This is a genomic window from Polyangium mundeleinium, assembly GCF_028369105.1.
GTDB lineage: Bacteria > Myxococcota_A > Polyangia > Polyangiales > Polyangiaceae > Polyangium > Polyangium mundeleinium.
In genome coordinates, this window is sequence record NZ_JAQNDO010000001.1 from 9,297,707 (window position 1) to 9,311,477 (window position 13,771).

A 13,771-nucleotide genomic window follows, 5' to 3' on the forward strand; every position below is an offset into this window, starting at 1 on the left:
CCCTTCGCATCAAGGTTCTTCCTCGGCGAATGCTTCCACCGGACGCTGTTTCGTGCACGGGCGGCCGCGCAGCCGCGCCCATTCGCGGGCGGCGCGCTCGGCGTGGTCGCGCAAGGCCTCCCGCAGCGTCCGCCGCGCCGCCCGGATCTCCACGATCGGCCGCGAAGCGAGCGCCATGTCGAGCTTGTACCGCACGTCCCCGCCGAGGAAATCGTATTCGCGCCGCCCCGACGCGATCGCCATTCGAATGGCCAGCGCGTGCGCGGCGATCCCCGGCCGGAGCTTCGGCGGCAAATCGGCGCGCCGGCCGCTCTGATAAAAATACACCTTGTCGTTCCAAACCAGGTTGTAGAGCGCCGCCACCGGCTCGCCACCGGCCCGGAGCACCGAGAGCTCCAGCGCGCCCCGTTCGAGCAGCGCGGGCATCACGGCGTCGTGAAAGGCCGTAAATTTCTGCGACGAGAACACCCCGCTCCGGTCGTCTCTCTGCCAGCGCGCCGAATGGAGCGAAATGAGCGTTGCGCGCGCCGAGACGAGCTCGTCCGGCGTGCGCGCGACCGAGAGCACGAGCTCGCCGTGCCCGAAGCTCTCCAGATCCCGCATCGATCGCCGCACGAGGTACCGCCGCGACGAAGGCAACGCCGCGAGGTATGCCTCGAACGAAGGCGGCAGCGCCACGTACGGACTGCGGCCGCGCTCCGTCAGGGTCACCCGCAGATCCCTGCGCCCGAGCGCGTCTGCGAGCGCGAACGGCGCGCGCTTGCTGCCATCCATTGCCGGCAGCACGACCTCGTCCCAGGCCCCGAGCAGGCCCCCCGCGAGCGCCCGCGCCGTCGCCTCCGCGACCGCGTCCTCCTCGCCACGCTCGGTCACGATCCCGATGTATTCCGAGACGATTTCGTCCTCCTCGTCCTCCCCCGACGGGAGCGCTTCGAGCCGACGGAACGGGACGCCCCGATGCCACACGCGCCTCGCCACGAGCGGCAAGAGGCCCACGAGCCGCCCCTCGCGGGTGATCCGTAGCGCACGGAGGCATCGCCCGTCCGTCCCGCCGAACACGCGCCACCAGGCGAGGATCCACAAAGGGGAAAGCGTGGGCTCGTTGCAATCGCTGCGATCGAGCAGCGCCTCCCAATCCCCCTGCATTGCCTCGAGCTCGGCGATATCGGAGACGACGGTGCAGCAGAGTTCCATGGCAGCCCCCCCAGGCGACGCGGCCATTTCGAGCATCCCTCGAAAAACCGCGACCTTCGCCGTATGGAGATCTCGCGCGCGCCCCACGCGCGCCGCGCGAGCCCCGATGTAGGCACGGACTGCGCCCCTCCCTGCGTTCCGCCCCCACCGATGCCGCCTGCTCGCTCGGCCCTCCGCGCGCTCGACCCGGGACGGCCCCACGTACCTACGGGACGCTCGCCTCCGTCCGCCCTCCCAAGCGCGCGGAAAATCCGCCGCGGCGATCGCCCGAAGCGCGTGTACGTCCGCGGCGACGAGGGCCCGACAAACTGCACGGTGCCGTGCGGCGCGAGCACATCGGCGCGCACAAGAGGCCTCTCGGCGAGCTACCAGGTTGTCCCGAAGAGCGGCGACGCGTGCACTCGCCCCTTGACGCGGGCAGCACCTTCTTGTCCCATCCCGTATCCCCCAGCGCCCCGCGCGACGAGAGAGAGCCGTGCTCGAGACCAAAAACCCTCGATTTTCCCCGCCGGCGCAGCTCCCGGAGGAGATCCGCGCCATCCTGCAGAACCAGGAGATGGCGGGCGAGCGGCTCGTGAACTACGTGCGAAGCGGCTTCGCGCTCTTCTCGCTCAGCGCGAGCCTGCTTGGTTCGGCAAAGGAAGCGCCGGCGGCAAACCTGGTCTTCCGCTCGATGTTGTACGCCTGGCTCGCGTATTCCGCGGTCGTCTGGCTTCTCCTCCGCCTCCGCCCTCGCCACTACGGCTGGCTCAAGTACCTATCGATCACCGTCGACATTTCGTTCCTGTACCTCGCCATGGTCGGCAGCCTGTACAACCATTCCGGTGTGTACGAGGTCTACCGGGGCCCCATGGCCTGGGTCATCCTCGCGGCCTTCAACATCATGGCGGGCCTGCGGTATAGCGTGCTCGCCGGTCTGTACTCGGCCGGGCTCGTCGGCGCGTGTGGCGCGGCGTTCCTCACGTACGTGAACGCCACGATGCCCGTGCCCTGGGTCGAGAGCGCCGTGTACGTCGGGGAAGGGCTGAACTTCGAGGAGTGCGCGAGCATCGTGCTCTTTACCGCCCTCACCGGCGTCTTCTCGGCCGTCACCGCCTGGAACTCCCGCAAGCTCATCCTCCAGGCCGCGACCGAGTCGCTCGCGAGAGACCGCCTCGAACAGGACCGGGATCGCCTCGCCAAGTACTTCTCGAAGGACGTCGTCGACCTCGTCCTCAACAACCCCGAAAGCATCGGCCTCGGCGGGCAGCGAATGCACGCCACCGTGCTCTTCGCGGACATTCGCAACTTCACGCAGCTCTCGACCATGATGCAGCCGGAGGAAGTGGTCGATCTGCTGAATCGCTACTTCTCGATCATGGTCGAGATCGTCTTCAAAAACGGCGGCACGCTCGACAAGTTCCTCGGCGACGGCCTCATGGCCCTTTTCGGCGTCCCCTACCCCCTCGATCGACCGGAGGAGCGCGCCGTTCGCACCTCGCTGGAGATGCTCGACGCGCTGCAGACGATGAACCGCGAGCTCGAAGCCAAGGGCATGCTCCGGCTCGACATTGGCGTGGGCATCAACTGCGGCGCCGTCGTCGCAGGCAACATCGGTTCGTCCCAGCGCCACGAATACACGGTCATCGGCGATACCGTGAACCTCGCCGCCCGGCTCGAAGCCCTGAACAAGGAGACGCGCACCCAGATCCTCGTCTCCGCGCCCGTCCACCAGGCGATCCAGGGCGCCTTCCGCACGCGCACCCTCGGCCCGCTGCGTATCCGCGGCAAACCCGAGCCCATCGAGGTCTTCGCCGTTCTGCCCTCCGACGTCGTGCCCGAGCCGACCCGCATCTCCCTCCTCCCGCCGTCCACCAGCTATCCGTGAAGCCCGACGCGCCGTTCGCCTGTTATCTCGCGAAACAAATCGAAATCAATCACGCGTGGGATCTCTGCGAGCGGCACCTTTCCGCCCTGCCCGAGCCCTTGGGCGCCCTCGCCGACCGCTTTTTGCAAAGCGTCTCGGACGACCAGGGCCATCACCGCGCCTACTTCTCGAACCCCCTCGCGCCGCCGCTGCTCTATCTGCCGCTTTGGCTGCGTGACGGGCTTTTGGGCGCGCGCCCCGATCTCGCCACGATCCCCCTCGCGCCGCTGCTCGCAGGCGCAATGCTCGGCTACTTCCACATTCGTTTCCAGGACGACCTCCTCGACGAACCCGAGCGCGGAGATCCCGCGCTCCAGCTCCTCGGCAATACCTGTTTCGTCGCCCTCGCCGAGGCCTGCCGCGCCACGCTCGGCCTCCACGAAGCATTCTGGAAAGCTTTCGATCGCGCTTTCCTCGACATGTCCCGGCTCACCCTGGCGGAGCGATACGCCGTCCGCTCGGATGCGCCCTACACCGACGCGCTCTTCGAGGAGCACGCCGGCAAGGTCGCCTTCGCCCGCATTCCCGTGCTCGCCGTCGCCGCGCTCGCAGGGCGAATGGATCTCGCGCCGGCCCTCGAGGCATTGGTCGCGCGGCTCGGCGTGGCGTACGGGATCGTCAACGATGTCCTCGGCTGGCCTCGAGATCTCCGCGCCGGGCACCGCACGTACCTGCTCGCCCGCGCGGGCCTCTCCCAGGACGACCTCGCGCGTGTCGCTCGCGTGCAAGCCCCTGCCGAGCGTGATGCGGCCCGGGAAGAGCTCGCGACGCGCCTTCGCGAGCGTCTCTACGAGGGAGGCCTCCTGCGCGGCTCGCTCGAACGCGCCGGGAAGGTGCACCACGAGGCGCGGGAGATAGCCCGGACCCTCGATGTACCCGGCTTCGACGCCTTCACCGACGAGCGAATCGCCTGGCTCGAATCCCTCGATTCCCGCCTCGCCGCAATCACGCTCCAGCGCGCGCTCGCGAAGGGTCGAGCCCCATGAGCCGCGCGCGGGTCACGGCGAGCGCGCGCAGGCAAAACGCCGCCGAGACCGTCCGCGCTCCATGCGCCGCGGGCACGCCGTCCTTGCCGGGACAACGATACAGCGGCTCGCGCGGCCATAACCCGTCCGGCTCCTGCCGCGCGGCGAGGTAATGGACCATGGGCCAGGGATCGAAGGTTCGTCCTCGCCCGCGCGCCAGAAACTCCAGATGACACGCGGTCGATACGACGCTCCCGAATCCCCCATCCGCGGCTTGCAGCGTGGGGAGAACGCGCTCCTGCGCGTCGACGAGCTCGAACAGCGTGGCCACGAGGTCCGGCGCCGCGCCCGCCTTTTCCACGACACACGCGAGGCGGGCAAACATCAACCACGTATACGGCGCGCCATAATAAGCGAGGCTCGCCTCTTTCTCGGCCGACCAGGTGCGCAAGCACCACGCGAGCGCGCGGTCGAACACGCCCTCGGGGAGCCCGATCCCCGCCTCCGCGAGGCCAAGGAGCGCGTTCAGCGTCACGGCCACGCAGCGCGGCCCGAGCCATGCCGGCGCGCCCTCGGGTACCGGTTCGAGCAACCCCTTGTCCAGCCAAACTGGCAGCATCCCGTCCTCGGCCTGGTGCGCGCAAAGGAGGCCGAGGGCCGGCGCGAGCTCCGCCGCGAGCGTGGTTCGCTCGGGCAAACGAGCGACGAGCTGCAATGCGAGGCCGAGGTCGTCGCTGTCCGGCGGAATGCCGGTGTAATCGTCGAAATAACGAAATCCGTCGACGCGGCGGACCTCGAGGAGCGCCCGCGCCCGCGCCGTCACGTCCTCGCCGGCCTCGTGGAGCGCGAGCAAGCAAAGCCCGACAGGGAACAGCCGCCCCACGCGCGGCACGTCGGCGAACCCTCCCCACCGCTGCAAATCCCATGATTCGCGTAGCTCCGGATCCGCGGCGAGGGTCCGGCACGCGAGCCGCGCCGTCCGCTCGAGCTCGTCCACCTCGAGCTCGCTCTTGGGCACGAACGCGAAAAACCTCGCCCCGTTCACCCGACGAACCACGCGCGCGAGGGAGGCCACGAGCTCATCCACCACGCGCTTCGCCTCGCCTTCGAGGGCGCGTGTGGCGTCCTCCGCGAGCCGATCTGCCTCGGACACGACACGCGTGACGACCTCGGCGGAACCCACGATCCGGAGCCAGGGGAGCCGATCGGGCGACGGGCAAACCCACCGCGCGAGGGCGGCGCCGATCCCGGTCACGCCCGCCTCGGCTGCGATCGCGGCGAGTATCTGCGGCAGAGGTGCGCGCGTGTTCGGATCGAGGAGCGCGCGCACCTCGCAGGCGAGCCGCGCGAGCTGCCCGAGCGCCCGCCCCGCCGATGCGAGCGCCTCATCCCCTTCGCCCGAGGCTCCCAGCGCTGCGGGCATGATCGCCGAGAGCCCGAAATCCAGGAGCGGCGACGCTGCCGGAAGGGTGCTCGCCCCGCCGCCCTGCACGGCATCCCCGAGCGCCTCGATCGTCCGATCGAGGGCCGTTCGGAGCCCGGCCGGACCGCCTCCGCGATCCCGCTCGCGGGCCGCGAGGAGGAGCCATTCGATCGGTGAGAGCGAGGGCTCGGGTTGGTCCTCGGGGAGCGCGTAGGCCGGGGGAGGGAGGCGACATGCGGCGTGCACCGCTGCGAAGAGCAGGAGGACGGCGCACGCGGTCGACCCCGCCTCCACGGCGGCTCCCTGCGCGGCATACAACGTCTCGAGGGTGGTTGCTGTCGCGCGGGCAGGATCGTCCGGTCCTCCCAGCGCGACGAGCGCGGCCTCCGCGCGCGGGGCGATGAGCCGCGGGAGCCCCTTCGACCACGGCGCTCCGGGGTGGATCACGATCGAAAGGCCTGTCGGGGTGACTTCAGTGAGAAGCGGCGCGGGACCGGGCGGGAAGCCGGGTCCGCGCGTCGCTCCCGCGGCATCTCAGAACGCCGCTTTGCGATTGGCGAGCTGCTCTTCCATGCCCTTCGCGACGGCCTGGACCTCGTCGGGGTTCGCCGACTTGATGGCGTTGAGCAGCTCGGGCGTGGCTTCGTACCCCTCGGCTGCCAGCGTCGCATCGGGATTGGCGAAAAGCCGGGCCCGGAAGTCCTTGTCCATGAGGGTCCGGCCGATCAGCTCGTCGATGTTCTTCTTGGCTCCCATGCTGCTGCTCCTCGAAGTCGTGCTCGGAAAAAATGTACGTGGACCTTTATGAACTACACCAAAGGACCTGTCACGGTCAAGGATCGCCGCGGTGCACCGGCGTCCGATCTTTGCCCGGCTTTGCCGGTGTGTTAGTGTCCTCGACGGGCTTATTTCAGCCGAGATCCGATGAGCGAGAAGGAGAAGCCCCAACTCGAGCTCCTGATTCGCCAGCGGACCCCGGGTCTCGGCGGATCGCGGAGCAGCAGCTTCGTCACCAAGTCCTACGTCGCCGACCAGGTCGCCCTGACCGTGAAGCCGCGGCGCATTCCCGAGGACGCGTACGAGGTGCAGGCCCAATCGAGGAAGGATCGCAAGCTCTTTTACGTGATCCGACAGCTCGAGGCCGACCGCTACCTCTTCCTCAACGAAGAGGAGTACTTCCTCTGGCAAAAGATGGATGGGCTGCACACGCTGCGCGACGTCGCGACGGCGTACTTCTTCAAGTTCGGATCCTTCGATTTCCGGGTGATCCAGCGCTTTTTGTCGCGCGCGCGGGAGCACAAGCTCATCATCATCCCCCATACCGATCTCGTGCGCCGCACGCTCTCCGACGAGCAGACCTCGGGCCGATCGCGTCTCCTCACGCGGATCCGCAGCATCGATCTGCGCCTGTCGAACGTCGATCAGCGCATCGCCGCGCTCCACGAGAAGGTCCGCATCCTCTTCACCCGCCCCGCGCTCGTCGCGTATGCCGTGATGCTCGTCCTCGGCCTGATCACGATCGCGAAGCAAGCCGGGCGCGGGCTCGGGAGCGAGGTGCTCCGCGGCCATCATGCGCTCCTCCTGCCCGTGTTCCTGCTCATGCACGCCTCCGCGATCGTCGTGCACGAGGTCGCCCACGCGCTCGCTTGCAAGCACTTCGGCCGCGAGGTGAAGGCCTTCGGTTTCACCTTCGTGAACCGCGTCGTGCCCTCGGTCTACGCCGACGTCACGGACATGTGGATGTCCACCCGCAAGGCGCGCATGGCCGTGAGCTTTGCCGGGCCCTTGTCGGGCCTGCTCCTCGGCTCGATGAGCGCGATCGTGGCGTGGTTCGTTCCCGCGGGCGTCACGTCGTCGTTCCTCTGGCTCTACGCGGTCTCGATGCTCGCGCTCGCGATCGGCAGCCTCTATCCGTGCCTGTTCATCGAGTCCGACGGCTACCACATCCTGAGCGATTGGCTGCGCATGCCGGCGCTGCGCGAGCACAGCCGCAGGTTCTTGCAGGATCGCGTGCGAAATCTCGTGCGTGGACGGAAGCAGAGGCCCATGACGAACGACGAGCGAACGTTCCTCGTGTACGGATGCGCCTCGATCGCGAGCCTCTCGGCGGCCTTCGTCACGCTCGTCACGCTCCTTGCCCGCCCTCTGCTGCGCTAATCGAAGGACCCCGATGACACTCTCCCCGAGGCCGCTTCACAAGGACCAGATCAAGCAGTGCGCGCGCGCCCTTCAGCGGGTCAGCCTCTTCGCCGCCTGGAAGTTCGACGAGGTCGAAGAGTTCGCGACGCACGTCCAGATCGCGCCCTGCCCCCCGCAGGAGGTCGTGCTCTGGGAGGGAGACGCAGGGGACGTCCTCTACATCATCGCCGAGGGCAACGTCGTCGTGTCGCGCCGCCTCAAGGGCGACGTCGAGACCGTGATCTGCCGCCTCCACGCCGGTGACTTCTTCGGCGAGCTCGACGTCATCGACGATCAATCCGCCTCGGCGAACGTGCAGACCGAGACGAGTTGCCTCTTCTACACGATCGACCGCCACACCCTCTACCGCGAGCTCGAGTCGAACCCGCGGCTTTACTCGAAGTTCTTGCTCGCGCTGCTCAAGGAGGTCGCGAAGCGGCTGCGCACGACGAACCAGCGCCTCATCGACGCGATCCTCTGGGGCATCGACGCGACGTCGCTGGATCCGGGCTAGCCGCGCATCACAGGCGCACGGCGCCGAGCTCGGAGGTCCCGGGCCCGTCACCCCGCGCGCGATCGCCCGGCCCGCGCCGCCAGCGCAGCAGGACAAACGTGATCGCCGTCGTGGAGATCGCCACGAGCACGCCGCCCTCGCCCGTCCACAACGCGGCGTCCTCGCCGTTCGTCGAAGCTCCGAAAAACGCGACGACGATCGCGTTCCAGGCCGCGTGCATCGTCACGGCCGGCCAGACGCTGCCCGTCTCGAGACGCAGGGTCGCAAGCAGGGTCCCCGCCCCGACGCTCGTCACGATGTAGAGCAGAAGCGAAAGCATGGGCACGGGGCTCGCGTTGTACTCGCCCGCCACGATGAGCGGCGCGTGCCAGAGCGCCCATATGACACCACTCACGAGCACCGGCTGCGGCACGCGCGCGTCGATGAGGCGTGTCAGCATGTACCCGCGCCAGCCGACCTCCTCCCCGAGCGCGAGCACCGCCATGGCCAGCGGGCCCAACGTGAGCGCGATGATGCTGCCTGCGAGCAGCCGCTCGCCCGGCGTGCTTCCCGGGATCGCGAATCCGAGCGGGTGCATCGCCGCGGGCTCGAAGTGCGCCATGCCCGTCGTCCAGGCGATGCCGTAGGCCGGCACGCCCACGGCCACCGGATAGATCACGCCGACCAGCATGGCCCACGCGGCGCGGCGATCGAACCGGAACGATACGTCGCCAAACCCCTCGCGCAGGAGAAACCGCGCCACGACCGACGCGAAGCAGGGCACCCATACCAATGGGAGGAAGTAGTTCGGATGGAGGCCGTGCAGCACGATCTGCACGTGGAACGGTGCGCTCACGAGAAGGAGGACCCCGAAGAAGATCGCGAGCCCTCTCCGCGCGCGCCGTACCTTGTCCGTCGCCTCCTGCACCAACGGCGAGCTTATACGGGGTCGAGCCGCGCGGGTAGGGACAAGGCGGGGCCCACGCGGTGTTCCCTCGCGGGCCGGGGCGTCGGCGTCCCGACACCGGTGGGGTATCGTGTGTTTGTCCGGCGCATCCGGACCGTCGGGCCGGGGAACCGTGGACCTAGGGAATCGGGCCAAACCCGTACGAGGCGAGGATCCGCTGACCCTCGGGGCCCGTGATGAAATCGAGCAGCGCCTCGGCGTCTGCCCGTGCCCGCGCGCGAGCCTTCGTGGTGACGGCAGCCCAAACTTCGGGCCTCGGCGCCCATTCTGCCTTTCCGCCATCGAGCACCTCGATCCCCGACGTGCCGGGGATCTCGGTACGATAAACGATCCCCGCCGCGACCTCGCCCCGCTCGACGTAGGCGAGCACGGCCGCGACGTTCCCGCCGAGCACCACGCGCCCTTCGAGCGTCTTCCAGGCCCCGAGCTTCTCCAGCGCCTCGCGCGCGTAACGCCCGGCCGGCACCGCGCCCGGCTCGCCGATCGCGATCTTCTCGCCGGGCGGCAAGGCCGTCGCGAGCGTCTGGAACGTGAGCTTCGGCCCCCCCTTCGGCCCGACGAGCACCAGCTCGTTCGTCGCGACGACACGCGCGCGTTTGGCGTCCACGTGTCCACCGGCCGCGAGCCTGTCGATCGGATCCCTGGCCGCGACGATCACCAGATCGACCCCGGCTCCGCCCTCGATCTGCCGCGCGAGCTCCCCCGAAGCCCCGTAGGTCGCGCTCACGAGGACGCCAGGATGCGTCGCGCCAAAACCTTCGCTCAGCTTGGGAAACACCTTCCGCAGGCTCGTCGCCGCGGCGACCGTGACCTCCCCGCCTCCCCCGGCGGGCTCCCGCTTGCAGCCCGCAGCGACGAACGTGGCGAAGGCGAACGCGAGGACGAACGTCCTCCGGCCTAGGGCTCGCAAAGCCCCTGCTTCCATCGCGCGTAGGACAGCAAAAAGAAGTTTTCCACCGCCGTCTCCATCTCCGGCGACAGCAAAAACGGCGGATGGCACGGCTCCTGGTCGCACATCTGGCTCTCCTTGCCTTTGTCGATGTGGCGCCGCGCCGGCACGAGATCCTTGAACGCACCGGTCGCGTCCACCGTGCCGACGGCGATTTTTAGAATGTACGGAAAGAGCCGGTTTTTCTCGAACGTGGCGGCGGCGTCGCCCGAGAGCCAATTGCCGCCCATCCCCGCGAAATGGCACGCTTTGCAGGCGCCGGACGCCGTCGGCTGATCGGGCAGGTTCACCATTCCGGTGGACTCCCAGTCCTTCCACTGCATGCACGCGCCGAACGCTTCGAGCGCTTCGAGCAGCGTCGTGTCGCTCCCGGGCCCGCCGCCCGCGCCCCCGCCTCCGCCCGCGCCTCCCGCCCCGGCTTCGCCGCCCGCCCCGCCGACGCCCGGATCTGGCTCGAACGTGGGATCCCCGAAGAGCCCGCGCTCGTCGACCTCTTTCATCAGCCATTCCGTGACGAGGGTATCGTCCTCGATCGCGAGGGGCGGACCGGTATGCTCGCCTTTCAGGCGGAGCAGGCTGTTGTCGGGGTGGGCGATGAGCGGCTTCGGGTACCCCTCGATCTTCGCGTACGACGAGCTCTCCTCGGCGCCGAGCCAGATGGGCGCGCTGTTCGCGCCTTGCGTGTGGCAGGGCGTGCATTTGCTGGCGAAGATGGGGTAGACGTTCAGGTCGAAGAGCTCCTTCGCCGTGAAATAATCGTCCGGCGGCCCGCCCGTGCCACCCGTACCGCCATTGCCGGAGGGCGTGGGCACGAGGGTGCCCGAAGGCGGCTCCACGCAGCCATACGCCAGGATCAAGGCGAGGACGAACCCCGCGGTCGCTCGTTTCATGTCGCTCCCGCCGGGATCATGGCCCGATCCCCGCGCGGGGGTCAACGAAAGAGGCCGAGCTGCAAGGACGAGCAGGGCTTGCCGTCCTCCGCGACGAAGCCGGCGAACTGCTTCACGGGCGGATAAATGTACCCGAACAGGATGCACATTTCGTTGAGCCCGAGGCCGTAGTGGACCTCGATGTCGCGCGTGTTGTTGAACAGGCATGCGTGGCGGATCGCCGTGACGCCCTCGAGATCGAGCGGCGGATCGTAGTTCCGGATGTCGCTCGCGAGATCGTAGACGCCGTCCTCGTAGACGCGGCGCGCGGCGCCGTCCGCCGACATGAAATCCACCGTGAAACCCTGGGCGAGGTCGTGCGTGTGGGGCATGAGCGAGACGACATGGCCGCCGAACACGGTGCACGTGGTGCCGACGTTCTCGGTCGTGTGCGGCGGGATCGAGAAGTCCACGATCTGCACGACGAACGGCGCGACCTCCTGCGTGAGCTCGCCCGCGGGCATCGTGAAGAAATCATAGGCGAGCTCGATGCGCTGCGGCTCGGTTTTCGTGTTCAGGAAATGGATGCTCGTCGAGATCTCGCGCGTGGTGTCGAGCACGTAGCCCATTCCCTCGGGAAACTGGATGGTCTCCTCGCCGACGACCTGCGTCGAGTTCGCGAAGAGCACGTCGGGGATGCCGGCGCCCACGTTCGAGAAGGGATCCCCCGCGCCGGGGTGGCAGCCCGGATAAGGGTTCGGGCCGAGAGCGACCTCGATGGGCTTGGCGACCATGTTGGAGTGGTGCAGGCCCGGCGTCGTGTAGAGGCGACCGCCGTGCACGATGTCGTGCGTGATCTCGGGGATGGGCCACGAGAGGCAAAACGAGACCTCCTCGCCGGGCGCGAGCGTGCGCGGCGGGGCGACGATCCGAAAGCCGCTCTTCGGCGGGGGCGGGAGCACGAGATCCTGGAGCGGCTCGCCGTACGCGACGACGTTGTCCGGATCGAGCTGCGCGGCCGGCTCGTAACGACGCACGGGATCGACACACGCGCCGCGGAACAGGACCTCGCCGCCGTCACAGAGGAGCACGCGCTCTCCTCCACATGCGGACGAGAGCGCGGCGAGGAGGACGAGGGGAGCAAGGATTCGGGTAGCCATGGTCGCCCATGATCCCGCGGCGCCCGCAATCGATCCACTCTTTCTGCAAGAACGGAACGTTCGTCGGAATGACGGAAACGAGGGCGTGCGTCGGTCAGTACCCGGCGTCGTGCATGGCGGCCGCGTTGATCTCGAGGGCGCGGGCGCGGCGGGCGGCAGGCGCGGGGGGCGCGGCGGCGGCGGAATCGGAGCTCTTGCGGGCGGCGCTCACGTTGCGCGCGGCGGCGAGGACACGTTGTTTTTCTTTCTCGTCGCGGACGGTCGCGGCGACCGCGTGGAGCCGCTGTTCCGCCTGGGCGAGGGCCTTCGAGGCATCCTCGTAACGGCCTGCGTTCACGTCCTGCGCGGCGGCGATCGAGATTTCCGACGCCTCGTGCACGGCGGCGATCGTCCGGGCGCGCGCATGTTCCGTTCGCGCGACGACGGTGGGATCGTCGGTCACATCGAACCGGGCCACGACCTCTTGCACCCGCGGCAAACCCTGATCCGCGGGGTCGCGAAAGTGCAGGCGCACGCTCGCGAGGGGGCGGGAGCCCGTCGCGCTCGCATCATCGATGCGCACGCGGACGGCCATTTCGCGGTGCTGGCCGCCGAACATCGAGCCGAGGGGCACGCGCATCCCGCCGCCCGCGACGGGTGTGGAGCGGGCACCGGCGACGGACAGGATCGTCACGCCGGGCGCGGGGACAATCTCGACGACGGCGTCGGTGGCGCGCGTGGCGGCGAAGAGGCGCGTCTCCTCGGCGAGGACGTTCGTCATGTCCTCGGGCGAGGCGAGGTGGTGCATGCGGCCGCTCGATCGAACGGCGAGGGTGTTCAAGGTGCCCTCGTCGTAGTCGAGGCCGACGCCGAGGGCCGTGACCTGGATGCCGCGCTCGGCGCCGGTCTCGGCGATCGCGCCGAGCAATTCGGGCGAGGTGGGGCCGACGGTGGCGACGCCGTCGGACACGACGACGACGCGGCGAACGGGATGCGAGGCGGGCGCGGAGGCGACGCGCAGCTCGGCGAGGCGCAGGCCCTCAAAAAGGTTTGTCCCGCCCGCCGCGCTGAGGTGATCGATCACGGCGTGCATGGTCCGGCGCGTGCTGGGGTCGAGCGGAAAGGGCGCGATGCGGTCTTCGGCGGCGTCCGAGAACGCCTGGATGGAGACGATGTCGCCGTCGGGCAGGCTGTCGACCATGCGATGGGCGGCGGCGCGCGCGTGCTCGATCTTCGCGCCGGACATGGAGCCGGACGTATCGATGACGAGCGCGAGGGCGCTCTTCGCGCGGGCGATCTTGGCGCCCGTGGGCACGTCGACCCACACGCCGAGCAGGGTCTCGCGCTGGTTGCGGAGGATGAAATCACTCGCGGGGGCGGCGCCGATCCACGAGGCATTTTCGCGGGGCGCGTCGCTCGCGGGGCCGGGCTCGGCGGAGGCCACGACGAGGGTCGCGGGCGCCGACGTCTTCGGCGCGACCGCGGCATCGTTATCGTGCGTGGGGCTCACGGCGGGGGCTTGCGGGGCGGCGGCGGCGCACCCGGCGAGCAGGGTGGCCGTGAACAAAGCAATCACCTTCGGTAGCATCGTCGGCTCCTCGTTGGGCGCGCCTCGCGGGAGTGGCCAGCTCCTCGGGCGCGGCGGCCCGACCTCTTACGGACGAGCGGGGCGAACGATCTTGAGCGCC

12 protein-coding genes are annotated in these 13,771 nt (G+C 69.0%); 4 read left to right on the forward strand and 8 right to left on the reverse strand.

Annotated elements, in window-relative coordinates:
- Positions 1–9 precede the first annotated feature (9 nt).
- The gene (locus POL67_RS36815; RefSeq protein ID WP_271925314.1) at positions 10–1,221 is read right to left on the reverse strand and encodes a GNAT family N-acetyltransferase; all 1,212 of its coding nucleotides are present in this window, start codon (positions 1,219–1,221) and stop codon (positions 10–12) included.
- 448 nt (positions 1,222–1,669) lie between these two features.
- Here POL67_RS36815 and POL67_RS53875 point away from each other — a divergent pair, with 448 nt between their 5' ends.
- Both POL67_RS53875 and POL67_RS36825 read left to right on the forward strand, forming a co-directional pair.
- Complete coding sequence (locus POL67_RS53875) at positions 1,670–3,061, forward strand: adenylate/guanylate cyclase domain-containing protein (RefSeq protein ID WP_136933276.1); 1,392 nt, start codon at positions 1,670–1,672, stop codon at positions 3,059–3,061.
- The gene (locus tag POL67_RS36825; RefSeq protein ID WP_271925315.1) at positions 3,058–4,086 is read left to right on the forward strand and encodes a class 1 isoprenoid biosynthesis enzyme; all 1,029 of its coding nucleotides are present in this window, start codon (positions 3,058–3,060) and stop codon (positions 4,084–4,086) included. The genes POL67_RS53875 and POL67_RS36825 overlap by 4 nt, the downstream gene beginning before the upstream one ends.
- Here POL67_RS36825 and POL67_RS36830 read toward each other — a convergent pair.
- Together POL67_RS36830 and POL67_RS36835 are read right to left on the reverse strand one after the other, a co-directional pair.
- Positions 4,046–5,935: a hypothetical protein gene (locus POL67_RS36830; RefSeq protein WP_271925316.1), complete on the reverse strand. Its 1,890-nt coding sequence runs from the start codon at positions 5,933–5,935 to the stop codon at positions 4,046–4,048. The two genes, POL67_RS36825 and POL67_RS36830, sit on opposite strands and share 41 nt — an antisense overlap.
- A gap of 87 nt (positions 5,936–6,022) precedes the next feature.
- Positions 6,023–6,244, reverse strand: coding sequence for a Franean1_4349 family RiPP (locus tag POL67_RS36835; protein WP_170229576.1), 222 nt, complete (start codon positions 6,242–6,244; stop codon positions 6,023–6,025).
- 168 nt (positions 6,245–6,412) lie between these two features.
- On the opposite strand from POL67_RS36835, the gene POL67_RS36840 reads away from it, so the two are divergent.
- Positions 6,413–7,645 carry a M50 family metallopeptidase gene (locus POL67_RS36840; protein ID WP_271925317.1) on the forward strand — a complete coding sequence of 411 codons (1,233 nt, stop codon included), beginning with the start codon at positions 6,413–6,415 and terminating at the stop codon, positions 7,643–7,645.
- Positions 7,646–7,658: 13 nt separating this feature from the next.
- Positions 7,659–8,180 (forward strand): cyclic nucleotide-binding domain-containing protein, encoded by a 522-nt coding sequence (locus tag POL67_RS36845; RefSeq protein WP_271925318.1) that lies wholly within the window; start codon positions 7,659–7,661, stop codon positions 8,178–8,180.
- A gap of 7 nt (positions 8,181–8,187) precedes the next feature.
- On the opposite strand, the gene POL67_RS53880 is transcribed toward POL67_RS36845, so the two are convergent.
- The 5 genes from POL67_RS53880 to POL67_RS36870 form a co-directional block, all read right to left on the reverse strand.
- Positions 8,188–9,087, reverse strand: coding sequence for a type II CAAX endopeptidase family protein (locus POL67_RS53880; protein ID WP_271925319.1), 900 nt, complete (start codon positions 9,085–9,087; stop codon positions 8,188–8,190).
- A gap of 157 nt (positions 9,088–9,244) precedes the next feature.
- Complete coding sequence (gene modA / locus POL67_RS36855; RefSeq protein WP_271925320.1) at positions 9,245–10,036, reverse strand: molybdate ABC transporter substrate-binding protein; 792 nt, start codon at positions 10,034–10,036, stop codon at positions 9,245–9,247.
- Entirely contained in the window at positions 10,024–10,965 is a 942-nt protein-coding gene (locus POL67_RS36860; protein ID WP_271925321.1) for a hypothetical protein, read from the reverse strand. The genes modA and POL67_RS36860 overlap by 13 nt, the downstream gene beginning before the upstream one ends.
- A 41-nt stretch (positions 10,966–11,006) precedes the next feature.
- Positions 11,007–12,104, reverse strand: coding sequence for a hypothetical protein (locus POL67_RS36865; protein ID WP_271925322.1), 1,098 nt, complete (start codon positions 12,102–12,104; stop codon positions 11,007–11,009).
- Between the two features lie 94 nt (positions 12,105–12,198).
- Complete coding sequence (locus tag POL67_RS36870) at positions 12,199–13,671, reverse strand: vWA domain-containing protein (RefSeq protein ID WP_271925323.1); 1,473 nt, start codon at positions 13,669–13,671, stop codon at positions 12,199–12,201.
- Between the last annotated feature and the right edge of the window lie 100 nt (positions 13,672–13,771).

What these genes read in the sequence shown, in the direction of transcription:
- POL67_RS36815 (WP_271925314.1), bottom strand. Translation starts at nt 1,221, where the DNA reads ATGGCCGCGTCGCCTGGGGGGGCTGCCATGGAACTCTGCTGCACCGTC.
- POL67_RS36845 (WP_271925318.1), top strand. Translation starts at nt 7,659, where the DNA reads ATGACACTCTCCCCGAGGCCGCTTCACAAGGACCAGATCAAGCAGTGC.
- POL67_RS36865 (WP_271925322.1), bottom strand. Translation starts at nt 12,104, where the DNA reads ATGGCTACCCGAATCCTTGCTCCCCTCGTCCTCCTCGCCGCGCTCTCG.
- POL67_RS36840 (WP_271925317.1), top strand. Translation starts at nt 6,413, where the DNA reads ATGAGCGAGAAGGAGAAGCCCCAACTCGAGCTCCTGATTCGCCAGCGG.
- POL67_RS36870 (WP_271925323.1), bottom strand. Translation starts at nt 13,671, where the DNA reads ATGCTACCGAAGGTGATTGCTTTGTTCACGGCCACCCTGCTCGCCGGG.
- POL67_RS36860 (WP_271925321.1), bottom strand. Translation starts at nt 10,965, where the DNA reads ATGAAACGAGCGACCGCGGGGTTCGTCCTCGCCTTGATCCTGGCGTAT.
- POL67_RS36835 (WP_170229576.1), bottom strand. Translation starts at nt 6,244, where the DNA reads ATGGGAGCCAAGAAGAACATCGACGAGCTGATCGGCCGGACCCTCATG.